At 40.3% G+C, this 24456-nt stretch carries 35 protein-coding genes and 1 tRNA gene; 13 read left to right on the top strand and 23 right to left on the bottom strand.

The features are described from left to right. Positions 1 to 20: 20 nt before the first annotated feature. Together alaS and GM698_RS10310 are read right to left on the bottom strand one after the other, a co-directional pair. The gene (alaS, locus tag GM698_RS10315) at positions 21 to 2645 is read right to left on the bottom strand and encodes an alanine--tRNA ligase (RefSeq protein ID WP_176808448.1); all 2625 of its coding nucleotides are present in this window, start codon (positions 2643 to 2645) and stop codon (positions 21 to 23) included. 193 nt (positions 2646 to 2838) lie between these two features. Then, positions 2839 to 3264, bottom strand: coding sequence for a universal stress protein (locus GM698_RS10310; RefSeq protein ID WP_159630159.1), 426 nt, complete (start codon positions 3262 to 3264; stop codon positions 2839 to 2841). A gap of 238 nt (positions 3265 to 3502) precedes the next feature. Here GM698_RS10310 and GM698_RS10305 point away from each other — a divergent pair, with 238 nt between their 5' ends. From GM698_RS10305 to GM698_RS10275, 7 genes are all read left to right on the top strand, one after another. Beyond that, positions 3503 to 4276 (top strand): FNR family transcription factor, encoded by a 774-nt coding sequence (locus GM698_RS10305; RefSeq protein ID WP_159630157.1) that lies wholly within the window; start codon positions 3503 to 3505, stop codon positions 4274 to 4276. Positions 4277 to 4415: 139 nt separating this feature from the next. After that, the gene (locus tag GM698_RS10300; RefSeq protein ID WP_159630155.1) at positions 4416 to 5207 is read left to right on the top strand and encodes an enoyl-ACP reductase; all 792 of its coding nucleotides are present in this window, start codon (positions 4416 to 4418) and stop codon (positions 5205 to 5207) included. Positions 5208 to 5306: 99 nt separating this feature from the next. After that, positions 5307 to 7283, top strand: a complete 1977-nt coding sequence (locus GM698_RS10295; protein ID WP_209289411.1) for an exoribonuclease II — start codon at positions 5307 to 5309, stop codon at positions 7281 to 7283. Between the two features lie 72 nt (positions 7284 to 7355). Further along, positions 7356 to 8168 (top strand): bis(5'-nucleosyl)-tetraphosphatase (symmetrical) ApaH, encoded by an 813-nt coding sequence (apaH, locus tag GM698_RS10290; protein ID WP_209289410.1) that lies wholly within the window; start codon positions 7356 to 7358, stop codon positions 8166 to 8168. 63 nt (positions 8169 to 8231) lie between these two features. Further along, a tRNA-Val gene (locus GM698_RS10285) sits at positions 8232 to 8308 on the top strand. Between the two features lie 224 nt (positions 8309 to 8532). Beyond that, on the top strand, positions 8533 to 9531 hold the full coding sequence (locus GM698_RS10280; protein ID WP_209289409.1) for a site-specific integrase: 999 nt from the start codon (positions 8533 to 8535) through the stop codon (positions 9529 to 9531). A 278-nt stretch (positions 9532 to 9809) separates the two neighbouring features. Next, positions 9810 to 9989, top strand: coding sequence for a ribbon-helix-helix protein, CopG family (locus GM698_RS10275; protein ID WP_209289408.1), 180 nt, complete (start codon positions 9810 to 9812; stop codon positions 9987 to 9989). A 33-nt stretch (positions 9990 to 10022) separates the two neighbouring features. Here the strand turns inward: GM698_RS10275 and GM698_RS10270 are convergent, their stop codons facing one another. From GM698_RS10270 to GM698_RS10220, 11 genes are all read right to left on the bottom strand, one after another. Next, positions 10023 to 10217, bottom strand: a complete 195-nt coding sequence (locus GM698_RS10270) for a hypothetical protein (RefSeq protein ID WP_209289407.1) — start codon at positions 10215 to 10217, stop codon at positions 10023 to 10025. Then, the gene (locus tag GM698_RS10265) at positions 10217 to 10507 is read right to left on the bottom strand and encodes a hypothetical protein (RefSeq protein WP_209289406.1); all 291 of its coding nucleotides are present in this window, start codon (positions 10505 to 10507) and stop codon (positions 10217 to 10219) included. Before GM698_RS10265 ends, GM698_RS10270 begins: the two co-directional genes overlap by 1 nt. Then, entirely contained in the window at positions 10482 to 10751 is a 270-nt protein-coding gene (locus GM698_RS10260; RefSeq protein ID WP_209289405.1) for a hypothetical protein, read from the bottom strand. Before GM698_RS10260 ends, GM698_RS10265 begins: the two co-directional genes overlap by 26 nt. After that, the gene (locus tag GM698_RS10255) at positions 10741 to 11052 is read right to left on the bottom strand and encodes a DUF6378 domain-containing protein (protein ID WP_245189270.1); all 312 of its coding nucleotides are present in this window, start codon (positions 11050 to 11052) and stop codon (positions 10741 to 10743) included. The genes GM698_RS10260 and GM698_RS10255 overlap by 11 nt, the downstream gene beginning before the upstream one ends. 31 nt (positions 11053 to 11083) lie before the next feature. Then, a complete protein-coding gene (locus GM698_RS10250; protein WP_209289403.1) occupies positions 11084 to 11536 on the bottom strand; it encodes a single-stranded DNA-binding protein in 453 nt (150 codons plus the stop codon). Between the two features lie 187 nt (positions 11537 to 11723). Next, the gene (locus GM698_RS10245) at positions 11724 to 14096 is read right to left on the bottom strand and encodes a replication endonuclease (protein ID WP_209289402.1); all 2373 of its coding nucleotides are present in this window, start codon (positions 14094 to 14096) and stop codon (positions 11724 to 11726) included. Beyond that, complete coding sequence (locus GM698_RS10240) at positions 14093 to 14425, bottom strand: hypothetical protein (RefSeq protein WP_209289401.1); 333 nt, start codon at positions 14423 to 14425, stop codon at positions 14093 to 14095. The genes GM698_RS10245 and GM698_RS10240 overlap by 4 nt, the downstream gene beginning before the upstream one ends. Then, entirely contained in the window at positions 14409 to 14672 is a 264-nt protein-coding gene (locus GM698_RS10235; protein WP_209289400.1) for a hypothetical protein, read from the bottom strand. Before GM698_RS10235 ends, GM698_RS10240 begins: the two co-directional genes overlap by 17 nt. A gap of 60 nt (positions 14673 to 14732) precedes the next feature. Next, entirely contained in the window at positions 14733 to 15026 is a 294-nt protein-coding gene (locus tag GM698_RS10230) for a hypothetical protein (RefSeq protein ID WP_159630132.1), read from the bottom strand. Between the two features lie 9 nt (positions 15027 to 15035). Then, positions 15036 to 15365, bottom strand: a complete 330-nt coding sequence (locus GM698_RS10225; protein ID WP_176808461.1) for a hypothetical protein — start codon at positions 15363 to 15365, stop codon at positions 15036 to 15038. Between the two features lie 82 nt (positions 15366 to 15447). Further along, positions 15448 to 15720 carry a hypothetical protein gene (locus GM698_RS10220; RefSeq protein ID WP_159630130.1) on the bottom strand — a complete coding sequence of 91 codons (273 nt, stop codon included), beginning with the start codon at positions 15718 to 15720 and terminating at the stop codon, positions 15448 to 15450. Between the two features lie 139 nt (positions 15721 to 15859). Here GM698_RS10220 and GM698_RS10215 point away from each other — a divergent pair, with 139 nt between their 5' ends. Further along, complete coding sequence (locus GM698_RS10215; RefSeq protein ID WP_209289399.1) at positions 15860 to 16270, top strand: hypothetical protein; 411 nt, start codon at positions 15860 to 15862, stop codon at positions 16268 to 16270. Between the two features lie 56 nt (positions 16271 to 16326). Here the strand turns inward: GM698_RS10215 and GM698_RS10210 are convergent, their stop codons facing one another. The 3 genes from GM698_RS10210 to GM698_RS10200 form a co-directional block, all read right to left on the bottom strand. Next, complete coding sequence (locus GM698_RS10210) at positions 16327 to 16476, bottom strand: YdaS family helix-turn-helix protein (protein WP_209289398.1); 150 nt, start codon at positions 16474 to 16476, stop codon at positions 16327 to 16329. Further along, entirely contained in the window at positions 16464 to 16622 is a 159-nt protein-coding gene (locus GM698_RS10205) for a hypothetical protein (RefSeq protein WP_209289397.1), read from the bottom strand. The genes GM698_RS10210 and GM698_RS10205 overlap by 13 nt, the downstream gene beginning before the upstream one ends. 61 nt (positions 16623 to 16683) lie before the next feature. Then, positions 16684 to 17112: a hypothetical protein gene (locus GM698_RS10200; RefSeq protein ID WP_209289396.1), complete on the bottom strand. Its 429-nt coding sequence runs from the start codon at positions 17110 to 17112 to the stop codon at positions 16684 to 16686. A 132-nt stretch (positions 17113 to 17244) separates the two neighbouring features. On the opposite strand from GM698_RS10200, the gene GM698_RS10195 reads away from it, so the two are divergent. Genes GM698_RS10195 through GM698_RS10175 form a run of 5 tightly spaced genes read left to right on the top strand, consistent with a single transcriptional unit; the run spans position 17245 to position 19890 of the window. Continuing rightward, a complete protein-coding gene (locus GM698_RS10195) occupies positions 17245 to 17910 on the top strand; it encodes a S24 family peptidase (RefSeq protein WP_209289395.1) in 666 nt (221 codons plus the stop codon). Positions 17911 to 17948: 38 nt separating this feature from the next. Next, complete coding sequence (locus GM698_RS10190) at positions 17949 to 18185, top strand: DUF4177 domain-containing protein (protein WP_209289394.1); 237 nt, start codon at positions 17949 to 17951, stop codon at positions 18183 to 18185. Further along, the gene (gene yidD / locus GM698_RS10185; RefSeq protein ID WP_371739896.1) at positions 18172 to 18393 is read left to right on the top strand and encodes a membrane protein insertion efficiency factor YidD; all 222 of its coding nucleotides are present in this window, start codon (positions 18172 to 18174) and stop codon (positions 18391 to 18393) included. The genes GM698_RS10190 and yidD overlap by 14 nt, the downstream gene beginning before the upstream one ends. Positions 18394 to 18412: 19 nt before the next feature. After that, complete coding sequence (locus GM698_RS10180; protein ID WP_209289392.1) at positions 18413 to 18685, top strand: excalibur calcium-binding domain-containing protein; 273 nt, start codon at positions 18413 to 18415, stop codon at positions 18683 to 18685. Between the two features lie 26 nt (positions 18686 to 18711). Then, a complete protein-coding gene (locus GM698_RS10175; RefSeq protein WP_209289391.1) occupies positions 18712 to 19890 on the top strand; it encodes a hypothetical protein in 1179 nt (392 codons plus the stop codon). Between the two features lie 149 nt (positions 19891 to 20039). Here the strand turns inward: GM698_RS10175 and GM698_RS10170 are convergent, their stop codons facing one another. The 7 genes from GM698_RS10170 to GM698_RS10140 form a co-directional block, all read right to left on the bottom strand. Then, positions 20040 to 20414 carry a hypothetical protein gene (locus GM698_RS10170; protein ID WP_209289390.1) on the bottom strand — a complete coding sequence of 125 codons (375 nt, stop codon included), beginning with the start codon at positions 20412 to 20414 and terminating at the stop codon, positions 20040 to 20042. Beyond that, entirely contained in the window at positions 20414 to 21646 is a 1233-nt protein-coding gene (locus tag GM698_RS10165) for a phage late control D family protein (protein ID WP_209289389.1), read from the bottom strand. The genes GM698_RS10170 and GM698_RS10165 overlap by 1 nt, the downstream gene beginning before the upstream one ends. Further along, positions 21646 to 22083 carry a phage tail protein gene (locus GM698_RS10160; RefSeq protein WP_209289388.1) on the bottom strand — a complete coding sequence of 146 codons (438 nt, stop codon included), beginning with the start codon at positions 22081 to 22083 and terminating at the stop codon, positions 21646 to 21648. The genes GM698_RS10165 and GM698_RS10160 overlap by 1 nt, the downstream gene beginning before the upstream one ends. A gap of 64 nt (positions 22084 to 22147) precedes the next feature. Then, the gene (locus tag GM698_RS10155; protein WP_371739924.1) at positions 22148 to 22255 is read right to left on the bottom strand and encodes a GpE family phage tail protein; all 108 of its coding nucleotides are present in this window, start codon (positions 22253 to 22255) and stop codon (positions 22148 to 22150) included. A 32-nt stretch (positions 22256 to 22287) separates the two neighbouring features. Then, a complete protein-coding gene (locus GM698_RS10150; protein WP_176808473.1) occupies positions 22288 to 22599 on the bottom strand; it encodes a phage tail assembly protein in 312 nt (103 codons plus the stop codon). A 65-nt stretch (positions 22600 to 22664) separates the two neighbouring features. Further along, a complete protein-coding gene (locus tag GM698_RS10145; protein ID WP_209289387.1) occupies positions 22665 to 23171 on the bottom strand; it encodes a phage major tail tube protein in 507 nt (168 codons plus the stop codon). Positions 23172 to 23180: 9 nt separating this feature from the next. Then, positions 23181 to 24362: a phage tail sheath protein gene (locus GM698_RS10140; protein WP_209289386.1), complete on the bottom strand. Its 1182-nt coding sequence runs from the start codon at positions 24360 to 24362 to the stop codon at positions 23181 to 23183. Between the last annotated feature and the right edge of the window lie 94 nt (positions 24363 to 24456).

The following is a 24456-nucleotide window of genomic DNA, read 5'->3' as shown; positions in this document are numbered from 1 at the left end:
CTCGCCTTGTTATTATTTTTTTAAAGTTTTTGAGCAATCCACTCTTGGGCAACTTTTAGTGCTTGAGGAATATTTTGTGTTTCAGTGCCGCCTGCCATAGCCATATCTGCCCTGCCACCACCTTTTCCTCCAACTTCAACCGCCATTAAACCAACTAATTCTCCAGCATTCAGTTTAGCGGTTAAATCTTTAGTTACACCTACAATCAAATTTACTTTACCTTCTACCTCGGTTACAAAAGCAATAACGCCAGAACCAAGTTGATTTTTCAAGTCATCTACGATGATACGGAGTGCTTTGCTATCTACATTATTCAATTTTTCAACAATGACATTTACGCCATTGATCTGTTTTGCAGATTTTGCCAATTCTCCACCCGCTTGCGTTGCTTGCTTTTCTTTTAAGTTTTGTAGCTCTTTCTCCGCTTTTTTGACTTTATCTTGTAGTTGTTGAACTTTTTCAACAATAGAGGCTTGATCTGCTTTAAGAAGATCAGCAATTTGGTTTAATACTTGTTGCTGGCTGTGCAGTAACATAATTGCATTTTCCCCTGTTACGGCTTCTACACGACGAATACCTGCCGCAACAGCCCCTTCAGAGACAAATTTGAACAAGCCTATATCACCTGTTTGTCTTATATGTATGCCGCCACATAACTCAATTGAGAATGGTCCCATTTCGACTACACGCACTACATCGCCGTATTTTTCGCCAAATAATGCCATTGCCCCTTTTTCTTTCGCTTGTTCAATGCCCATTGTTTCAATTTGAACTTGAATATTTTCACGTATTTTCGCATTCACAATACGCTCTATTTCTTCTAAGTCCGCTTTAGTTATCGCCTCTGGCTGGGAGAAGTCAAAACGCAGGCTACTATCAGATACCAGCGATCCTTTTTGTGCTACGTGTTCCCCTAATACTTGGCGAAGTGCCGAATGAAGCAAGTGGGTAGCACTATGGTTTGAGCTAATAGCTTGACGGCGTTCAACATTTACTAAAGCAGAAACCACATCACCAATCGCTAAAACACCGCCATTAAGCTTCCCGATATGTCCCCAAACCTGTCCATATTTTTGAGTGTCATTCACTTGGAATAAACCGAGAGGTGAGCTAATCTCACCCGCATCGCCGATTTGACCGCCTGATTCTGCATAAAACGGCGTTTGGTCTAAAATCACCACCGCATCATCGCCTGATTCAATTTTTTCTACGGCAACTCCATTACAGAATAGCCCCACTACTTTTGCATTATGTGCTGTTTGTTCATAACCTAAGAACTTCGTTTGGCCATCTATTTTGATGACATTATTATAATCTACGCCAAAATTACTGTTAGCTTTTGCACGCTCACGCTGAGCGGTCATTTCCGCTTCAAAGCCTTTTTCATCAATAGTAATATTTCGCTCACGACAAACATCAGCCGTTAAATCTAGTGGAAATCCGTAAGTATCATAAAGTTTAAATGCAACATCACCAGAAAGTGTGTTATTTTCCACTTTTGCTAACGCCTCTTCTAACAGCGTTAAGCCACGCTCTAATGTACGTGCAAATTGTTCTTCTTCCGTTTTTAGGGCTTTTTGAACAAGGTCTAGTTTTTGTGCAACAACTTCACCAGCATCTCCCATCACTTTTGCTAAAATTGGTACTAATTGATAGAAGAATGCTGATTTAGCACCTAATAAATTACCATGGCGTACTGCTCTGCGAATAATACGGCGTAACACATAACCACGCCCTTCGTTAGATGGCAAAACGCCATCAGCAACTAAGTATGAACAAGCACGAATATGGTCGGCAATCACACGTAGTGATTTATTATCTAAATCTTGTACATTTAATAAATTTGCCGTTTCTTTAATCAGCGTTTGGAAAATATCGGTTTCATAGTTAGAGTTTACGTGTTGCATTACCGCCGTCATACGCTCTAAGCCCATACCTGTATCTACCGATGGCTTTGGTAATTTTTCCATTGTGCCATCTGCTAAACGGTTAAACTGCATAAATACGATATTCCAAACTTCAATATAGCGATCACCATCCTCTTCTGGCGTGCCTGGCAAACCACCCCAATGTTCTGGACCGTGATCGTAGAAAATTTCGGTACAAGGTCCGCAAGGACCTGTATCACCCATTGCCCAGAAATTATCAGAAGCGTAAGGCGCTCCTTTATTGTCGCCAATACGAATAATATGATCTGTTGGAACACCAACTTCTTTGTGCCAAATATCGTATGCTTCGTCGTCAGTTTCATAAACCGTAACGTACAATTTTTCTTTCGGTAAACCTAGCCATTGTGGCGACGTTAAATATTCCCAGCCAAATTTGATTGCATCTTGTTTGAAATAGTCACCAAAACTGAAATTTCCCATCATCTCAAAGAAAGTATGATGGCGAGCGGTATAACCTACATTTTCTAAGTCATTATGTTTACCGCCAGCACGCACACAGCGTTGAGCTGTGGTTGCTCGGGTATAAGGACGTTTTTCTAAACCAAGAAAAACATCTTTGAATTGATTCATTCCTGCGTTGGTAAATAACAATGTTGGGTCATTTTCAGGCACAAGAGAGCTACTAGGTACAATGGTATGTCCTTTAGTTTCGAAAAACGCTAAAAAAGATTGTCTGATTTCTGAAGTTGTTTTCATTAAAATACTCTTTTTAAATAGAAGATAAACGTTGATTTATCTCTATTTTACACATTTTTTATATTATTTTGTTAGTTAAGTTCGGCTTATTTTTTGATAATTAAAGGATTTTTGCAAAATTTTGCTAAAAAATGACCGCTTGTAGAGAAGGCAAACCTTCAAGCGGTTCATTTTATGCAAAAATTTACACTATTTATTCATCGGCTAATGGAACAACTAACATATCAACCGTAATATTATTCATTACTTGACGAGTTGAGGACATAAATTTGCTCCAAAAATCTTGATGGTGACCTGTGATCAATAAATCTACATTATGTTTTTCTACCGCTTCTTCCAGCACTTGGCTAAAATCGCCAGTGCCATTTAAACAATCTGATACAGGATAATCCACTTTAGTTGCTAATTCTGCCAATGCGGAATTCGTTTCTGCCATCGTGCCATCTTGTACAGAAGACATATTAATATCAATCAACCCTGTATATAAGTCAGCAAAATTAACATCAACGTGAATAAGTGATAATTTAGCTCCGCATTTTTCGGCTAATCCTGCACCTTTTCGAACTAATACCAAACTTTCTTCTGAAAGATCAACGGCCACTAAAATATGTTTATACATAATCATCTCCTTTTAGACTTGTCTTAAAAGTTTAAGTTATACTAACATACCGTTCAAAATAAAAATTTGAAGTAGATCGCAAAATTGAAAATGTACCAATATTTTCTTTTTACTACGTTTCAAGTTGCTAAACTTTTCTTCTAATAAACTATAACTTTGCTTCATTCTAAATTTGATGATAGACTTTGCTCTAAATCAAATTTTAGAAAAATTTTTCTAATCTTCTAAGGTTGAATATATGAAAATTGTATCAGAATCGAAGATTAGCGGACGCCATACTTGCACAATTCATTGTCAGAATTGTAGCATCAGTCAGCTATGCTTACCTTTTACACTAAATGAAAGTGAGCTAACACAGCTTGATAATATTATTGAGCGTAAAAAACCAGTCCAAAAATCCCAAGTAATATTCAAATCTGGCGATGAACTTCGCTCTCTTTATGCAATTCGTTCTGGCACATTAAAAGCCTACACATTAAGTGAAAGTGGTGAGGAACAAATTACAGGCTTTCATCTGCCTGGAGACTTAATTGGTTTTGATGCCATTATCAATATGCAGCACGAAGGCTATGCTCAAGCCTTAGAAACTTCAATGATCTGCGAAATTCCGTTTGAAATTTTAGATGATCTCGCAGGCAAAATGCCCAAAATCCGTCACCAAATTATGCGTTTAATGAGTAATGAAATTAAAAGCGATCAAGAAATGATCTTGTTACTCTCTAAAATGAATGCGGAAGAAAAGCTGGCCGCTTTCCTATATAATCTTTCCCAACGTTATTCTGCTCGCGGATTTTCAGCCAAAGAATTTCGCTTAACTATGACTCGTGGCGATATTGGCAATTATTTAGGGCTTACTATTGAAACGATTAGCCGCTTACTTGGTCGCTTCCAAAAAAGTGGTATGATATCCGTACAGGGAAAATATATTCATATTAACTGTATGGAAGAATTGGCTAAATTAGCTGGTGCAATCAAACCCCAACAAAATATTATTACCCAAACAACAGCGTAACGTTTGAAAAATCCCTTCTTGATTTTTAAAGAAGGGATTTCTGATCCGATGAGCCATCAACTCCATTTGCCGATATTCACTATATCCGCTATAATCGACAAAATTTTGACCCCCAATTAATACAAATAGAGGAATTTTTATGGGTATTTTAACTGGCAAACGTATCTTAGTAACAGGTTTAGCAAGTAACCGTTCAATTGCTTACGGTATTGCAAATGCAATGAAACAACAAGGTGCAGAATTAGCTTTCACCTACTTAAATGATAAATTAAAACCTCGTGTTGAAGAGTTTGCTAAAGAATTTGGTTCAGACATTATTCTCCCATTAGATGTTTCAACAGATGAAAGCATTACAGAGTGCTTTCAGGCATTAAGCCAACATTGGGAAAAATTTGATGGTTTCGTTCACGCAATTGCATTTGCACCAGGTGATCAATTAGATGGCGATTATGTAAACGCAGCAACTCGTGAAGGATACCGTATTGCACACGATATCAGTGCTTATAGCTTTGTTGCAATGGCACAAGCCGCTCGCCCGTTCTTAAATGAAAATGCGTCACTTTTAACATTGAGCTATTTAGGTGCTGAACGTGCCATTCCTAACTACAATGTAATGTGTTTAGCAAAAGCATCGCTAGAAGCAGCCACTCGTGTAATGGCAGCCGATTTAGGTAAAGACGGCATTCGTGTCAATGCTATTTCAGCTGGTCCAATCCGTACATTAGCCGCCTCAGGCATCAAAAACTTCAAGAAAATGCTTTCAACATTTGAGAAAACTGCCGCACTACGCCGTACTGTTACTATTGACGATGTGGGTAATTCAGCTGCGTTCTTATGTTCAGACTTAGCTTCAGGTGTAACAGGCGAAGTATTACACGTTGATGCAGGCTTTAGCGTAATGGCAATGGGTGAATTAGGCGAAGAAGAGTAATTTCTCAAGTAATTGCAAAATTTTATGAAAATTTAACCGCTAGTCCCTCTTTCTGGCCGATCCGAAAGAGGGTTTATTTATTTTTAAAGATGTCATTATATGTTTCAAGATAACCCCCTTTTAGCTCAACTCAAACAACAAATTGAGGCAAGCAAAGAATATGTAGAAGGCTTTGTTAAAGCCTCAGAAAAAGCATTTGGTTTTTTAGAATGTGATAAGAAAAGCTATTTCATTCCACCAATGGAAATGAAAAAAGTAATGCACGGTGATTTAGTTAAAGCTGTGGTAAAACGTGAGGGTGATAAAGAACAAGTAGAAATTGATACTCTACTTGAGCCAATGCTCAACAGATTTATTGCTCAGGTGCATTTAAATAAAGAAGGAAAATTGCAATTATCGGTCGATCATCCAAGCATTAAGCAACATATTCCTGCCAACACACACAAAAAAGTGACTGAAAAATTAGAAAATGGTGATTGGGTTGTTGCCCAACTAAAAACGCACCCCTTGCGTGATGATCGCTTTTTCTTTGCTCAAGTAACTCAATTTATTTGTAAAGAAAATGATAACTTTGCCCCGTGGTGGGTAACGCTTGCTCGCCACGAGCAGCCTTGTGAACCTGTTGCTAATGAAAAAAGTTATGAATTGCACGATGAATTAGAACGTGAAGATTTAACTCACCTTTATTTCACCACGATTGATAGCCCAAGCACACAAGATATGGACGATGCTTTATTCATCGAACCCATCAAAGAAAATAACGCACAAATTGGCTGGTGTTTAGCCGTGGCAATTGCCGATCCAACCGCTTATATTCCTGAAGATTCCGAGATTGAAAAAGCTGCTCGCCAACGTTGTTTTACTAACTATTTACCTGGTTTTAATATTCCAATGTTACCACGCGAGTTGTCTGATGATCTCTGCTCACTCGTACCGAATGAAAAACGACCTGCCTTAGTCGCTTTTATTGAGACCGATTTAGAAGGTAACTTAACTAAAGAAGCAAAATTCACTTTAGCTTGGGTAGAATCTAAAGAAAAGCTAGCTTATGATGATGTGTCTGATTACCTTGAAGGCTCCGTAAATGCGTGGCAGCCTACCTCAGAAAAAACGAAACAGCAAATTGATTGGTTACATCAATTTACCCAAGCTCGTATAAAATGGCGTGCAAACAATGCACTTTTATTTAAAGAGCAGGGGGATTACGCATTTGAATTAAATGAAGATGGTTCGGTGAAAGATATTCATATTGAATATCGCCGAATCTCAAATCAAATGATCGAAGAATCAATGATTATTGCCAACATCAGCTGTGCTCAATTCTTAAGCAAATATGCAAAAACAGGCATATTCAACACAAATTCAGGATTTGTTCCGAAAAACTACGAGTTGGTTAAATCATTCTTACTACAAACCTTAGCCACAGACGAAAACCGTAATGAACTGGAAGAACGCTATTCTGCTGAACGCTTAGCGACATTGGACGGCTATTGTCAAATGCAACGTGATATTCAAGATTTTCCAGAGAAGTTTTTAGAACTTCGGTTACGTCGCTATTTAAATTTTGCTGAATTTAAATCAGATGTTGCTCCCCATTTTGGTTTGGGTATCAGCCACTATGCAACCTGGACATCACCCATTCGTAAATATGGTGATATGGTAAATCATCGTTTAATCAAACAAGTCTTATTAAACCAAGAGGTAACCGCAGTTGATGAATCTGTTTTAATTCGCCTACAAGAAGCCCGACGACAAAATCGATTAGTAGAACGCGATATTGCCGACTGGCTTTATGCACGTTATCTTTTCCCAATGGTCGCACAAGCGGTCGAATTTGAATGTGAAATTGCAGATGTCTCCCGAGGCGGTTTACGTGCAAAAATAATTCAAAATGGTGCACAAATTTTCGTCCCCTTTTCAACTTTACACAATAATAAAGATGAAATGGAATACCGCCAAGAAGAACTCGCCATTTACATTAAAGGTGAAAAAGCTTATCAAATAGGACAATCCGTACGCGTAAAACTAACAGAAGTGCGGTTAGAAACGCGTTCAATTGTAGGGCAAATCATTTAATGGTAAGCGGTTATCTTTTGCAAATTTTTTTCAAAAAATAACCGCTTGCTTATTAAATTAAAAGGAGAAGAAATGGCAACCTATATTGTAGGCGACCTACACGGCTGCTTTGACGAATTTCAACTTTTATTAAAAAAAGGGAACTACGATCCTAAACAAGATGAACTCTTTGTAACAGGCGATTTAGTCGCTCGTGGTAAAGATTCACTAGCCTGTCTTCGTTTTGTAAAAGACCCCACAAATAATACTAAAATGGTTTTAGGCAACCACGATTTACATTTACTGTCCACCCTACTTGGCATAAAGCGAATTAAGCCGAATGATAAAGTTGAACCTATTTTTCAATCTGAAGATTGTCTTGAATTGCAAAATTGGCTAAGAAATCAACCGCTTGTCATACAACACCCAACCTATAAGTTTCTGCTGGTTCACGCAGGCATCAGCCCAGAATGGAGTTTATCTACAACATTACATTGTGCCAAAGAAGCCGAAGCGGTATTACAAAGTTCAGAATATGCTAATTATATCGCCCAAATGTATGAAAATAGCCCTCAACGCTGGTCTGACGATTTGCAAGGTATTGAGCGTTGGCGTTATATTATTAATGTATTTACACGAATGCGTTTTTGCTATACCGACAAGCGGTTAGATTTCGAGTGTAAATTACCGATTGAAGAAGCACCAAAAGAGCTGATTGCTTGGTTTGAATCAGATAATCCGTTATATAAAGAACAGAACATTATTTTCGGGCATTGGGCAAGCTTAATGGGTAAATGCCCCATTCCTAATATTTATGCTTTGGACACAGGCTGTGCTTGGGGTAACGATTTAACAATGCTTCGCTGGGAAGATAAACAAATTTTCACGCAAAAGCGTTTAAAATAAAAGCATTCAAGAAAAAGTATATTGCATAGATGCGTTTTTTCCAATAGAATGCACCCCATTAATGCGACTATAGCTCAGTTGGTTAGAGCACCACCTTGACATGGTGGGGGTCACTGGTTCGAGTCCAGCTAGTCGCACCATTATTTTTAAGCACGAAAATCCCCATTCGTGCTTTTTCCTAAAAAAATCCTTAATAAATCAATAACTTATTGATTTATATCACTTCCCCGAGTGTAGCATAATGTCAATAAATCAAGTGTTTTTCTTATGAAAACTTAATATTTATTGATCGTTTATGATCTCTATTAACATTCCTTTGCACACATTTGCACACACAAACTGCACACATTCAAAGGAATAAAAAATGGCGACAATCATCAAGAACGGTAACAAATACCGTGCTCAAGTTCGCAAAAAAGGCATTTGCAAAACAGCTACTTTTAGCACAAAAAACGAAGCAAATAGATGGGCTTACCTACTGGAAGCACAAATTGATTCTGGGGAATACAACACTACCCCAAATATTCTTTTTTGCGAGTTGATAGACAAATACCTCAAAGAAGTTACCCCAACCAAGCGAGGAAAAAGAGAAGAGCGTTTCCGCTTACTCCGAATTGCACGGAGCGATTTAGGCAACGTACCACTACCAACTTTAACGAAAGAACACTTTAGAAAATGGCAGAACCAACGCTTGCAAGAAGTGAAGCCTGTATCTGTCGCAAGGGAGAGAGCCACGCTATCAGCGGTAATCACAAAAGCAATGGAATGGGATTATTTAAAAGAAAATCCATTAAAAACGCTAGAAAAAATGAAAACTCCACCACCACGCACACGTCGCTATAGCGATGAAGAAATAGAAATGCTGATCTTCGTTTCGGGCTATACCTCTAACCAACCACCACTAACAATGCAAAACAGGGTGGGAGCAGCTATATTATTTGCGATAGAAACCGCAATGCGAGCAGGCGAAATCACGAGCTTAAAATGGGAGCATATTAACGTAACACAACGCACCGCTTACTTGCCACAAACTAAAAACGGCTACGCACGCACCGTGCCTTTGTCAACAAAAGCAGTGGAAATACTAAAACACCTTGCAGAGTTGGAAGTAGACAAAGAAAACAGCGTTTTCCAGCTCTCAAGCAGAAGCCTTGATGCGATATTCCGCAAGCTCAAACGCAAAGCGAATTTACACGAAAGCGATCTCCATTTCCACGACACTCGGCGAGAAGCCCTCACACGCTTATCGAAATATCTCACGGTAATGGAGCTTGCCAAAGTATCGGGCCACCGAGATTTAAGTATTCTGCAAAACACCTACTATAACCCCGATATATCAGAGCTTGTCAGCAAGTTGCAATAAAAACAAAAGCCGATAAACGAAAATTTATCGGCTTTTTTTGCATTTATTAGTTGAGATATAGGATTCCCTATATTATAATAACCTCACTTTCAACGGATAGCTTGAAAGTGAGAGTAAGGCTTAAACCTTACAAAACGAAGAAGGATAAGAAAATGTTTAAATACATTATCCTAGTTGTCTTCTTATTAGTCCTTAGCTCCCCAGCTTACTAATTTGAAGCAACTCGCTGGGGGCGAAAGCTCCCAGCTCTTCAAACAAATTTATAATAGGGATAAATTATGGCAATGTCAAGAAATGAAATCCAAGCTAAAAGCGAGGCAAAACGAGGAATAAAGCAAAAATCCTTTAAACTACCGCTTGAGGTGATCGCAGAAATCGAAGCACTTAGCCAAAAACTCAATATTCCACAAAATCAGCTAATTATTCAGGCTGTTCAGCTATTCAAGCAAAATCAGTAAAAAATAAAGGCGTGTTAATACGCCTTTATCTACTTATTCTTTAGGTCTTGGAAAAACAAAATCCAATGATTTCCCACTATTACCTAGCTCAAATGTTACTTTTATGCAATCTTCTTGCGTGTCGTCCCAAGATGATATATTCATATCTGCCTCTTTATACCCCAAAGCCTCACCAAGATTGAATATTGCACCAATTATTCCCCAAAAATTGTCTTTGCTACTCTCCATTATTTCACTTTCCATCTTAAACAAAACTGCACCACTTCCCCCGAAACCCATTTTTTATAGGCTCTTCCCTTGCCTCGCAAGCCGTCAATGGCAATCGGTTTAGGAAAATGGGGGCTTGATGTAATACTTCTGCTCGTATGTTCTTTGCTATAACCAAAATAGGCAGCGACTTCTTCTAACCCCCATACTTCACGGCTATGTTCATTCACGCCTTTCACTTTTAAAAGCTGCTCTACCTCACACAATTTTGCAAAAACTTGCTCATTACTGACCGCTTGTAATTGTTCCATTTTTACCACCTAAATCATCAATCCAAACCGTTACAGGTATTTCTTTTTGTTCTAACACTGGCTTAACTTTCACATCAATTTCCAAATCATACTGACTAAACCCTCTTAACCCATTTTCCTCAAATTTAAAAAGATTAAAAATATGATAAGCAATCACATCCTGCATAAGCTCAATATCTTCTTTTTTCGGCTGTGGATGCTCAACTCTGACTCGTATAAATTTACTCGCCATTTTATTTCTCATTTAACTGTCCTCCCAACACCGCATAACCGGCAATATCTCGCCAGTTATCCTCATAATCCGGATTACGACCAGCAAAAATGCGAGCCAGTTTCAAGCAGATCATCTCGCCTGCCTCTTTTTGATGTGGTTTAAGTTGAGTATTAGTATCCAGTAACACTGCTTTTAACTGCTGGCTCATTGTGGCAACATCATCAAAACTACCGTAGTTTTTGCCTCGTTCTTCTATTATTTGTTCTATGTTTACATTTTTCACTTCAAATTTTCCTGCAGGTCTTATATGTAAATTTGCACTAAATGGCATTTGTTTTCCCCATTCTCTCATTATTCACCCCCTAAAAAGGTTGTTTGCATATATCATCATCAAACTGAGGAATATCTTTCTGCTCGTCCGCAGTCATCACGTCTTGATTTTTCTGCTTTGGTTGCGGTTTATTTTCTGCCTTATTTGGCGTATTTTTCTCACCACTACTTAGCATTTGCATCTGCTCGGCAATAATCTCTGTAATACTCCGCTCAACACCGTTGCTATCCGTCCATTTTCGGGTTTTAATTTTCCCGATAATTGATACCAAATGCCCTTTTTTTACATACAATTCGGCAATTTCAGCTAATCGGCGATAAAGCACCACCCTATGCCATTCGGTGCTTTCTTTCTTCACGCCAGTTTGCTTATCCGTCCATTTTTCTGTTGTTGCTACCGATAAAACCGCAACTTTCTCACCGTTTTGCATTGTTCTAATATCAGGGTCTTGCCCCAATCGACCGATTAATGTAACTAAATTCATTCTGCTAACTCCCCATTACCTTGCGGAATATCCTCACATTTAATCCACCTACTCAAATCATAAATCCAAACGGTGCCGTCATTGCATAGAGCTACTAGCTCACCTCCCCCCGAAGATACAATTTGAATGATCTTTCTTTTGTACTTATCTCTTAATTTTTTAGGCACTAAATGAACCATATCTACCCCTAATTCAAAAAACTCTCATAATTATCAACAATATGCTCAATTAAATGCCCACGGCTATAACTCACAAAAATTGTTTTTTGCGAATTAGCCCAGATTTTTAACCGCTTACCGTTCAATAAATCATCAATTTGGTGTTCAGTAACTCGTCCTTTCATCGTGATTAGCTCATTTCTTAAACAACTTCGAGCATCTTCGCTAATTTGGTTATTTTTTAACCCCGTACAGTTACTGACACAAGTCCAAGGGGGAGCAAGCTCCCCTAATAAAGCGATAGCCTCAGCGTTAAACCCTAACTTCTCAAGGTGTTTACGCTCAATTTCTTCTCGCTCTAATGCTGTTGCTTGTGCTAATTTCTTCTGTAGTTGTTTTTCCTCCCAATTTTCAGGTTTTAAGCTAATCGCCCACTCTTTCGGGCGTGTATTAATTTGCACACCATTCTTAGTGTTAATAATGCCGCTCACTTTTAATGATGGCTCTTGATACATTGTGTATAACGCCTCACCGCTTTCGCTTTTGCGTTCGGTGTAAGTTAGGCGTGCCACAAGATCAGCACGTTTAACCAAGGCACCGCCTAATTCTTCCGTGAAAACGTCCCACTCTCCGCTGTCTGCAATCACACGGAGTTTCTCTAAGGTTTCATCTTCTTGTTCTACGTCCCCTAAACGACGTAATTCACGCCATAAGCTGATCGGAATATTGCCCAACTGCTGAAACTGGCGAATACGCCAAACGCTAGACCAAGCTCCCACACGCTCAGCGTTCTCTTTCGCCTTGATGTTCGCCTCGTCCGAAAGCTCATCTTCCATTCCAAAACCGTCAATGTTTTTGGATACGTATTTCACTAAATAACCCGTTGCCGTGCCTTTCTCTTTCTCAATACGCTTGAATTTGCAACGGTATTTCTTCGCACCAGCCTCTGTGCCATCAACTTCAAGGGCATAGCTCAAAATCACACGGCGGATCTTTTCCATATCTTCAGGGCGAGTGAATAAAATCAAATGCCAGTGAGGTGTCGCGTCTGCGTGCGGTTCAGCCACACGGAAACCGTAAGTCATCACACCTTCACGGTTTAATTTCGCTCTAATCTTCGCCCAAGTGTTTACAAGGTAAGCTTGTGTTTCGGCAGGGCTTGCCCCATTCCATTTCGGGTTCACGCTACTGGTCTTTGAAAGCATTGCGTGGTACTTAGACGGAGCAGTTAAGGTAATAAACCAGCCCTCGTGCCCTTGCTTATCCGCATAACGCTCAAAACCATTCATACGATTAAGCAATTCAAGACGCTTGATTTTCGGGTTAGAGGCAGACTTCAACCACGTTTCAAAAAGTGAAAGCTGCTCTTCAGGCTCGGCGATATTTGAAATGATCATCGAACGCAAATAGTCAATATTTGCCTTACGTTGAGCTTCAAATGCTTTCAAACAAACATTCGAGCAATAAGGCGAAAGCATATTCACCATACCGCAGGCTATGGCTAAATGCTCTTTCATCTGCTTTGCGATTATGGATAGCTTTCTCGTCCACCATTTTTCACAGGTCATTTTTAAAAAGCCTGTGGTGATCTCCTCTTTGGTTAATCTGCCCTTTCTCGCTTTTTTCTGATACGGCGAATCAATCTTGAGCTTATTCACCTCTGTCATCATTGCCCGATAACACTCAAGCAACACACTATAGGCGGTGTCGCCATCTGTGGCTTTGTGCATATTCTGTTCAATGCTATCTTGCTGAATTTGGCGAATACGGTAGGCAATGCTTAAGGCAAGCTGTTTGATTTGCTCCTCTGTTTGGTAGGCAATAGGGCGAATGCCTTGAGCTTTTAAGTAGCGAGAACTCGCCTCTAATCGACAAACGTGCATGGGCAGTTGAATGCCTTTCGCCTCTGCATCTTGTTTGATTTTTTTAACCGCTTGTTGCGTATCAACACCCGCACCGAAATAGATATTGCTGTCTAATTCAGCTAAAAAATCTAAGTCTTGGTGGGACTGCTTGATAAACTCGAACACATCACAATATTGGCTAATCACCGCCTCAATGCGTGGCAACTTGCGAACCATTTCCGCTTTGAACCAATCAGCAGTTTCAACTTGGCTAAGTTTTTGTTTTGCTAGTTTTTCGTGGTATTTTCTGCCGAAATATTCCGCTAATGCTCGAGGCAAACGCTCAAAATAAGATTGGCGTAATGGCTCGTGAACAGGGTCTAAATGAAATAACTCCTGCTGAACCATTGACGTGTAAGGCTGTTTGAATGCTTGATATAAACGATCAGAATGAGACTCTACCGCTACAGGTAGTGCAAAAGCCTCCGCAACAGGTGGGAGTGAAACACCCATTGCGAACGCCTCTGTCGCTGTAAGAATCTCATTCTGATAATTCATTTAATGAAAGTACCTAAGTAAGTTAAACAAAATGCTTGCTCGAGCAAGCGGATATTCTCAACATCTTGCAGGCTGAACGGCTTTTTAAGCTCACCACTCCAGCCTAATTCGTTTTTCAGTAGCCAGAGCAACAATACATCGCTTTCTATATGGCTCTCTACGTTCTTGTTTGGTTGTTTTCGGTCTTGATATAAAACAACTATCTCACCCTCGCAGAACAAGGCGTAACGCCTTTTTAATTCATACCGCTCAATGTGGTAGGTTTTACCGCTTGGGGCTTGCCAGCTGGGGTGTATGTGGGTGTAAGCACATTTAATGACGTTGCTCATTTTTCCTTTGCCTCATTTGCTCCACCATTTTGATGATCGCCTTTGTTAAATCTGCCGTATTCATCACCAACACTTTTTTAATCACATCACCGCTTGAATTTCTCACCAACCGATACAAACAGTAGCAATCATATTCTTCGGTAATCTCAGTAATCTCAAATCTGCCGCTCCAAATCATCTTGCCACTTCCTGCTGATAACGCTTTGAAAACGCCTGATATTGTCGGTAAGCGTAGTGGTTGCCCCACTTACACCATAGCTTGTGAAACAGCTCACATAATTCACGGTTACGGCTCATCATTTCTTCCTTAATCTGGTTCATTAATGCGTTGTTCACGCAATTTTGATTCTCTTTTCATTACTCGCTGAAAATCGGCTATCTGCTCTAACCACAAGCTAAAACTGTGTAAAAGGCGTTTTTCTTGTGGCGAATACGCTCCCCAAGGCTTCAGCTCGGGGTTATCTTGCAAAAATGCAACACGCAATAAAAAGCGTTTAAAATCTTCGTTGTCTTGTCCCCAAATCTCGCCTAAGTGATCACAAGTAAATTGCTTGTGATGGCTGTTAATTCGTATTTTTTGAAACGTTGCCACAAAATCCATAGCCACCTCTTACTCAGGATTACCCTTGCTACACAACACTTTTTTAAACAGAGCAAATAAGCTTTCTTTCTGTGTTGGTGTTGGCTTTTTCTCTAACTGAATAATGCGTGCTTTTAACTTATCTTGCTGGCGAAGCAGGCGTGCTACCTTTCTTTCTAACGCTGTGAGCAAATCATTAATCTGCTCACTATTCAGCTTTGCCAGCTCTGCTTCATCAGCTAATTTGCTTTCCAAATTTGCCACTCGTTTTTCTAACTGAAACTGATTTACACGGCGTTTATTCATTTTTTTAAATCGATTCCAGCGTGCTTTGTGGACTTGGTGTAATTGTCTATTCATTGCTCAATTTCCTAAATTTAGGGTGTAAAAATCTCGCCCTATGCAAAATAAGGCTTATTTTTACGGTTGATTAAAATTGGGATTAGTCTTGCTTAGGCTGTTCTGCTACAACACCATCGAACAAATCAGGCGTATTTAAATCGGCTTCCATTAAGCATTTATTAACACGCATTGCCTCTGGTCTTTCGTTATAGGTTGGCGTACGCACACGAATAATTTGGCTTTGAATGGTGTGCTCTGTGCCACAATTATTACAATAAACAATGGCTTCAATTACCAGCATTCCGATTTTGCCCGATGTACGCACTCGCAGATTTTTACTGTTGCAGTTTGTGCAGATGTGGTCTAAATTCATATTTTCCCTTACGCCTTCCCCAAGGCTAATTAACATTCTTTGCGTTTTTACGGTTGTTACGGCTTATCTATCCCCATAGACAAGCGGTTGAATTTTGATTATGTTTTACATATTGTTTAACCCTCCAAAAGGAAATCTTATGAACGAAATCGACATTTTAACCAGCGATGAATTTAGCTCGCTGAATGCTTACCGCAAACTTGCTGATGCAATCGTGAAATTACTCACTAAAGCCCAGCTCACCACATTAAAAAGCCGCCTTGCTTTTGACCCACGGAAGTTGCCGCTAAGTCGAGAAACTTTAGTTGCTGTTTTTAAGCCTTGGGATAAACCGGAAGTTCAGCAACTGGATAATCTAGAACAAAAATACATCAAACTGCTTGACGAGTTTGCCAAGCTAATCGAGCCGCAGCAGCACGCTGCATTGAACGCTTACGCAAAATCTGTTGCTCAGCAGATAGAGGTTTGTGAACAGGATAACGCCCTTGATTCGCTTGAATTGCTGCTCGGTGAGCTATTAAATTTCCTCCAAACTGCTCGCAAGCCTTAAACTGCTCATAATCTCCTAAATCAGCTAATCGTCTCAGCTCTGATAATTCAGGGCTTTTATTTTGCTGTTCCATTTTCCAACTCCTCACAAATTTCCCGAATCGTGACTTGCCCGTTTGTGGCTGATTCGATTTTTAGTAAATATTCAGCGGAAATTCCGCCGCCGTTTAGCCATTTCAGAACTGTAGGCTGACTTACGCCACACATTCTTCCAATTTCAAGCGGATAAAATCGTGTAGTTCACGTTTTTCCGCACCGGCTGCGTTAATCAATTTTTCTTTAAAACTTGAGGTTATCCGAAAAGCGATAACTTCAGTTTTCAACTCTTTTTTTGGTTTTTCTGGATTTGCCATTGCTTCCTCTTGTTGTTTATGTTTACTTTGTTATACTAAGACTTATTTCATCTTGGAGTATTTATGAACCCAACTGACGATTTCTATCATCAATTAAACGAGCATTACGTTTCAGAACTTCATCAATCCGAGCAACAAACGGCTCTTTTTCTGTCGGGAGCTCAAGATGGTGGCGAAGCTCTTCGTAAATATCTGAAAATTGTTGCACTAAGAGTTGAATCAACTCGTGAGTTTCTTTCTGAGCTACCTCAAGAGCCTTCAGTCTATCTTGATGAACTTCATCGCCTGTATGCAAATGAGTTGGCTCATTTAGAGGATTTGAAAGCGAACTACGAGCACGCAATTTTTGACGTTGTCGTTGTAACTCCTGATTAACCAACTCAGCTATACCTAATTTTCCTAAGGTTTTTTCCTGTTGGTGTAATCGGTGCAATAAAATGCTTAATTGAGCAATAAGAAGTATGTCTTGTAAAAATGGTTTGTTGGTCATAGTTTAGCTTGTTTGTTTACATTGTTTAAATCAAGTTTAAATCTAATTTAGATTTAAATCAATATATTTAAATCTAAAATTTAATACTTTTCTTAACTATGCAATGTAACTACTTGAATTTAGGAGTAAATTATGCGTGAGTGGATTGAGTTAAAAACAATTATTGAAGAACTAAATTTAGACATATCCATACAAGGTTTAACCCAAAAAGCCAAAAAAGCAAATTGGGAAAGAAGACGGATTGAAGGTGTAAAGGGTAAAATCTATGAATATCGAATTGCCGATATGCCTCTAGACATTCAAAAAGCTTTAGGTTTTGATTTTGCAAAATTAGAAGAGAATCCGACCGCTTACGAAGATGAAAAGCCAATGCTTCGCCTTGAAGTGTTAGATGTATATGCCTCTGCCGGCAATGGCAGTTTTGTGACCGGCGATTTAACTTCATACACGCACGCCGTAGAATTTGAAAATGCCTATTTTGCTCAAGTCTTTCAGCGTGCGAATGCAAAAGGGCTATCCATTATCAATGTAGATGGCGACTCAATGGAACCAACCATCGGCAATGGCGACTTATTATTCGTAGATACCACAAAAGCCGCTTATCAAGGCGATGGCGTGTATGTGTTTAGCTACGGCGAAAACTTATATGTAAAACGCCTGCAGTTTGCCGGCGATGTGTTGTTAGTGATTTCAGATAACCCACGCTATAAAGAGTGGGAAATCAAAAAAGAAAACGAGCATAAATTCAAAATTCACGGCAAAGTGGAATTTATGCAAGGGCATATTAGAAGGGTTTAGAAAACTCAAATCAATCATCAACAATAGAGGTCATACTTATGAAATATGAATATAAAATGGTTCAAGTACCGCCTAATATTATGGCAGTTCGCAAAAATATTCAGACTGCAGCCGCAGACTATTTACAAGGTGTGGTAAATGAGCACGCTTCGGAAGGTTGGGAATTTTTCCGCATTGATGACTTTAACACAGAAGAAAAGCTTGGCTGTTTATCTGGTGGTAAAACTCAAACTTATTTTTATAAAGTAATTACTTTCCGCCGTGAAAAAGCTTAATTACGCTGTGAAATTGAGTATTTTATTTATTCAATTTTATCAAAAAACTGCTCCATCCAAGATACGTGAAGGTTGCCGTTTTGAGCCGACTTGTTCTAATTATGCCCTTCTTGCTTTACAAAAATACGGCTTTTGGAAAGGTTGGAAAATGGCATTAAATCGCCTTAAGCGTTGTAAATATCCTAATGGTGGAGTGGATTTACCGTAGTCTTACCTTGAGTGAAAAAATGAAAAAACTAGTTATTTTTTCCGCTTTGTTATTCTCCTCGCCTGTATTATTGGCTTATAGTTGCAATGATCCTATCCCTTACTGCAAAGAAATGCCATCTTGTGAGCAAGCAAAGTTCTATTTAGAAAAATGCGATGCAGATCGCTTAGACAGGGATAACGACGGCATACCTTGCGAAAATGTTTGTGGCAAGAAAGGCAAATCAGCAAAAGTAGGTAAAAAGCCAGCCTCTAAATCAAAAAAATCAAAATCAACTAAGTCTAAAAAATAAAAATGCAAGGCACATAAGGAAACCCAATGAAAAAACAACTACTATCTGCAACCTTAATTACCCTATTCCTAGCAAGCTGTGGAGATGAAACGCCTGCAACAACGGAAAATCAAGCTACCACACAAACCACAGAACAATCCCAACCTGTAGAAAAGACAGAAAAGAAAATAAAAGCGACTCTGCCTGAAGATGCGTTAAAAGATGATGGCTTTGCTTTTACAAAAAATGAGAAAGGCACGGTTATTTTTGAAAAGGTCGTTGATTTATTTGAATATATGGGAGACTACTCTCTTGAAGATAAAGACCTTAAAATCGTTTCACAAAATCCGCTACATATCCAAATTTTTGAACGTGTAGCAGGTGATAATGCTGATGTTATTGATGAGCTGCAATATAAATTAATCAGGGATATTTATAAGGTATTTAGCCATACCGCTGTAAATGAGTTTACCTTAGAGGTTATTCCGGTTGATGCAAAAACAGAAAAGACTACCAAACAACTTGCCAAAATCACACAAAAAGCCAAACTGAATCGAGAAAAAGCCTTAGAAATTCTACAAGCCTTTAGTGCGATGACATCTTTTGATGATACGGTCAGCTTTGATGAAAATGCAGAATATACAGTGATTGGGTTAGACAAATCAAAAGCCTTTGATAAATTTAACACGACAAATTTACGCCCTCAAATTGCCAAAGCATTAAAAACCGGGAAAGTCGAGATTCCGGAAGAAGAAGTGCAGTTGCCGCTTGATGTGGACTTTACGAAAATACAAGTAAAATTAAAACAGGTGTTCGATTTATCGCTTTTCGATAATGACAGAAGAGAACTTGCAGACGGAAGAATAGAATATTCCACGCCGATTAGCGACTATGTGAAAGTCTATGCTATTGGCGATAAAGACCAAGCCAAAACGATTAGACAAGTAGCAGTACAATTTGTATTTAGCAACGATCAGCAAATGATTGTTCATTCTCTTGGTGGTATTGGTGCTGCAATGTTAGCTACACCGAACCCTGACAAATCATTTAGTGCTGTAAAAACAATGATGGAAAAAGCGGCTAAAAAATTGAAAAAAGCCGATAAAATTGAAGAGGTTGCCGTAGTTGATGGTTTAACCCTCAAACTAAAAGTGCACCCTAGCCTAGGCGGTATGGCATTTCTGACGATTGAAAAGTTAGAAAAACGTAAAATTCAATTTAATTAATAAACTCAAAGATAGAACGGTGGAAAAACGCTTAAAGATTGAATTAGAAAGGCTAAAAAATAACGCCATTATTCGATTTGTCAATGGCGATTATTTGCTAGATAACAATGGCTATGATTTATTGGAAGAGGGCGGTTTAACTGCTGAACTTAAAGGCTTGGAATATTCTCGCCTTGTAGATGCACTAAATGCACTGCAATCCGATAAATCTTCTCTTCACACGGTTTTGAAGGTTCTACCTGAAGAAGCCCTGAAATCCATAGTTGCCGCTGGTTTGAAGAAATTTCTTGGCATAGGTTAGCAAGCGGTTCCCATTCAACAGGGCTGTAAATATACCAGTCCTCAATCATTCCAGTGCATTCAAAATATCCACAGCAAGCACCGTGTAACACATAAAACGGTTGGCGAATATCGTGCTTGAGGTAGATGTAAACCTTACCTTTTTTCACGCTCATTCTGCCTTCCCATTTTTGGTTGCCGTCATAAAGATTGTTTGAGTTTCCGTAGGGAATATTTTGCGTCATTACTCTTTCTCCTCTTTTGGCTTTAACTCCATTTCTAACGCAGTGGTAAACCCTCCACCCTTGCTTAAACTGTGCGTAACCTGCGAAATTATCCACTCGTTGCTATCAATCTCCGCCTTAAAGCCCGAAACCTGTACCGGTAATTCGGGGATTAATTCCGCATTGCCCTCGGCAAGGGTAAGGCTAAAGGTGGCAACGCCTCGGGCTAATTTACTAAAGGCTCGTTTACAGGCTTCAGTGGCTGATTGCTCGGTGGCATAGGTATGGCGTAAGGTTTTTATTTTTTCGCTGTCGCTCTCAATCGGCTTGCTTTGCACCACTTGGTTGACCTTTCTGCCTTTGCCTTGTACAAATACGGTTTCTTTAATGCTTTTGCCGTCTTTGCCTTTTATCGGCTTGCCGTCTTTCCCTCGTTTGACTTTGGTCTTTTTCCGCATTGTGGGCTTGGTGACTTTTTTCACTTGGCTGTTTTCGTCCCACACTACCTCGCCACGTTTGCCAGTGCTGGTGTTGTGCCAGTAAGCCTTTACTGCCTTGTAATTATCCCCTTCGGCAATGGAAAAGCTGTGGGCGTCGCCCGAACTGCGAGTGATCATAAATAGCGGTAAAGGCTTTCCGCTTGCGGTGGTGGCATTGCCTGCTTTAATAAATAACAAACTGCCGTTTTTAACGGTGGCGATGGCATCAAACTGTTCCGCTAAACGTTGTAACAGGTTAATTGAGCTTTCATTTGTTTGGTCGATATGCTTAATTTCATAGTTCTCAAATTCTTTGCCCACCATCGCTTTGAGTTTGTTTTCATCAGCGATCTGTTTCACGATTTTGCCAATGGTAGTGCGGTGAAAGCTCCGCTCGTGTCGGTTCATCAATGAGCCTCGCAAGTCGGCACTTCTTGCCAGAATAGTGACCTTATCGGGCGGGCCATCGTGGGTGAGCTCGTCCACGGTGTATTCGCCTTTGTGAGTTAAGGCGGTATCTTGCCAACCCAAACCAATAGATAATACCGCCCCACGGCTCGGCAGCTCTAGTAAGCCGTCTGTGTCATCTAGCACTAAATCTAATTGGTCTGCCTCAAAGCCTCTGCTGTCGGTGAGGGTAAGCTGAATTAAGCGGTGGGTAATCAGCGTGGAAATATCCTTGCCTTTGCCTTGCTTGTCTGCTTTGGGGCGAACCGTAACCGATACGGCTGGCGTGCGGTGGTTGTGTTGGCTGAGTTGGTTAAGAATATCCATTAAATAAACCCTGTTACGTCATCTACAATGTTATTTAATAAGCTGTCATCAACACGCTTGAGCGACATTGAAAAGCTAATCGCCCTAGCCGTGCCGTCTGCAAAAAAAGTGGTTTCCTGCACGCTGATTTGCTCAATCACAAACCAGCCTAGCACCATAAAGGTCGAGCCACTGATGAGCGGATAAGCATTACCCTGCTCTGCCATCACCTCAAGAGCAAGGATTGAAGATTTACCGCCTGTGATTTCTGGGCGTAGCTCGCCTGAAATCTCCACCGTTTCCCCTGCTTTTCCTGTAAATTGGCTTTTGGGCATTGCCCCAACCACGTCATTTTGCACGTGCGACCAGCTAACTTCTCGGCTGGTGTCTTGATATGGAATGGTAGATCGCATAAAGACAAAATAGCCTAGCGACATCATTGCGAATTGTTGGAACATCTGATTTCTCTACGTTCAAGCGGTCGTTTTCTGCAAAAAATTTACAAAATCCGACCGCTTGTCATTAATTTTCTACCCCACTTCTTAAGCGGGCTTTTTCTCGCCACTGCCCGAGTTCCACTATCGTCATTTCATCGAAAGCGTTTGGTGTCCAATGAAACACGGTGGCAATATCGGCAATGGCATCATCAACAAATTGCGGAATTAGGCTTTGATTTCGCCCTTTCCCGATTCAGTTTCTTCTTCGTCCACTTCGTCAAAGTCTTCACCCATCAACTCTAACGCCTTGCCCGAGAGTTTGAGTAAATCGCCTGCGTTCATTGTGGCGAAATCGGCTTTATCCAGTTTTGGTGTGGTAATGCGAGGCAACACCACGCACCATTCGTCCACGTTCAGTTGCATTAATGAGGTTAAATTTGTGCCACGCAGTTGTTTGGTAAGGGGCTTTTTCACGCTAATGTCGGTAATGCGGTTGTCGCCACGGAGAATGCCTTGTTTTAAAGTTACTTTTTGCATTGGGTTTCGTCCTTTGGTTTTTGGTTAAAATTTATCACTCGTCAACGACGAGCGATAACTTAATATTAAATCCCCATTGCTTTGCGGATTTCCGCTAGGCGGTCTTTGCCACCTACAATGTAGATTTGATTGAGTGTGTCGATTTCGACAATGTCGATACCGTTCACGGTTTTTTTGTAGTAAGTCAACGAGGCTTTGTAGGTGTGCTCGGTATCATCACCTGCTTTACTTGAGCCTTCGTCAATTTCTGTAATGCGTCCACGACAAACTAACTCTACGGCATCAACCGAATCATCATCGTCGTGTTGGTATGCTCCGTTAAAACGGAATACGTTACCGCTAATCGTGCCACCAAATAGCTTGATTAAATCTTCTTCGTGGCCGCCGATTTTAAATTCGAGCTCCAGTTTTTCTAAGCCCATATTAATACCAACAGGGGCAATCATTCCACCTGCACGGTAGTCTTCAAGCTGCATTGCCAATTTAGGCGGTGTAACTTCGGTGGTTTCGCCTAAATAGCTTGTGCCGTCTAGCGAAAAATTAAAATTCTTGAGTTTTGCTGGTAATCCCATTTTTTACCTCTATAACGCCTTAAGCGTATTGACTAAGTCCACCACATACTCATCGTTTACACGTTGCTCTAAGCCTAGACTTTCAAGCGACGGAATCCAGTGGTAGTCGTATTTAATGATGAATTTGCCTGATTTGATAATATCTGCGGTGATCTCTTCAGACACCCAAACACGCGCCCCTAAAATGCGTGGGTCATCGCCTGAGGCCCAAGAGCGGAGTTTGTTGTTAATTGCCTCCAGCATTGTTTTGACACGCAGCGGCGTGAGTGGCATATCCACCGCCCACGTTAAGCCTGCACCAATCGTCTCTTTAATGATTTGAGCCGTCCGCACCGACTGCTGGAACGCCCAGCGGGTATCAGTAGCAAGTGTGCGTGAGCCCCAATAGCGGAAACCGTTGTGGTTTAAGCAAATGGTAATGCCTTTTTCGTTCAGATAGTTGGCTTCGGTTGAGCTCTCGTTAATATCAAACTCTACCGGTTTAGTGATACCGGTTACACCCGGAACCTCAACGTTAGAGATGTTTTTATGCCAGCCAATATTTTTATCAATCCACGCTTGAGTTGCACAGGCACGAACCACGGCGTAATCCGTATCGTAGGCTTTGGTATCGGTGTTAAATGACTGCCAGTCGCCGAAAATCATCATCCCTTCGCGTTGTGAGAAGTTTTGACGGTAGGCATAAGCTTGTTCTTTGGTGGTTGCTCCATTATCAGAAATAAAGGCAAAGGCATTGAGTTTTTTTGCAATTGCTAATAGTTCTGTAGCTACTGCTTGATTATCGTGTTTCGGCACGGCAAGCAGTTTCGGCTTAACAAAAACGGTAGATTGAGCCGTTAATAAGGCTTTTAAGCCTGTGAATTTACCGCCTTCTTGCGTGCCGACAATATTTGCCGTTAAGGTGTCTGTCTCTTCCGATTCTGCCACACGCACGACAACAGTCGGGGTTTTGACGATTGAGCCAATTGAATTTAAGGTGCGGCGTAATGTGCCTGATTTACCCGCTTTTTCGAGGTAATTAAGTGGGTTAGTAATTAACACTGGCGTGTTGAGCGGAAAGGTGGCTGTATCTGCTTGGTCGCCTGTGCAGACTACCCCAATAACGGCAGTAGCCGCTGTTGAAATAGTTACACCTCCAGCATTAACCTCAACGACCTCAACGCCGTGTAAGTAAGTATCTAAAATTGACATAGTAATCCTATTTTTGGGAAAGGTTAGGGTTGAATGTTGAGGTAAACTTTAAAAAATAACCGCTCAAACTGCGAGCGGTTAGCGGTGTGAAATG

This window comes from Mannheimia sp. ZY171111 (assembly GCF_017750945.1).
Lineage (GTDB): Bacteria > Pseudomonadota > Gammaproteobacteria > Enterobacterales > Pasteurellaceae > Mannheimia > Mannheimia pernigra.
This window is presented reverse-complemented; position numbering and strand designations above follow the sequence as displayed.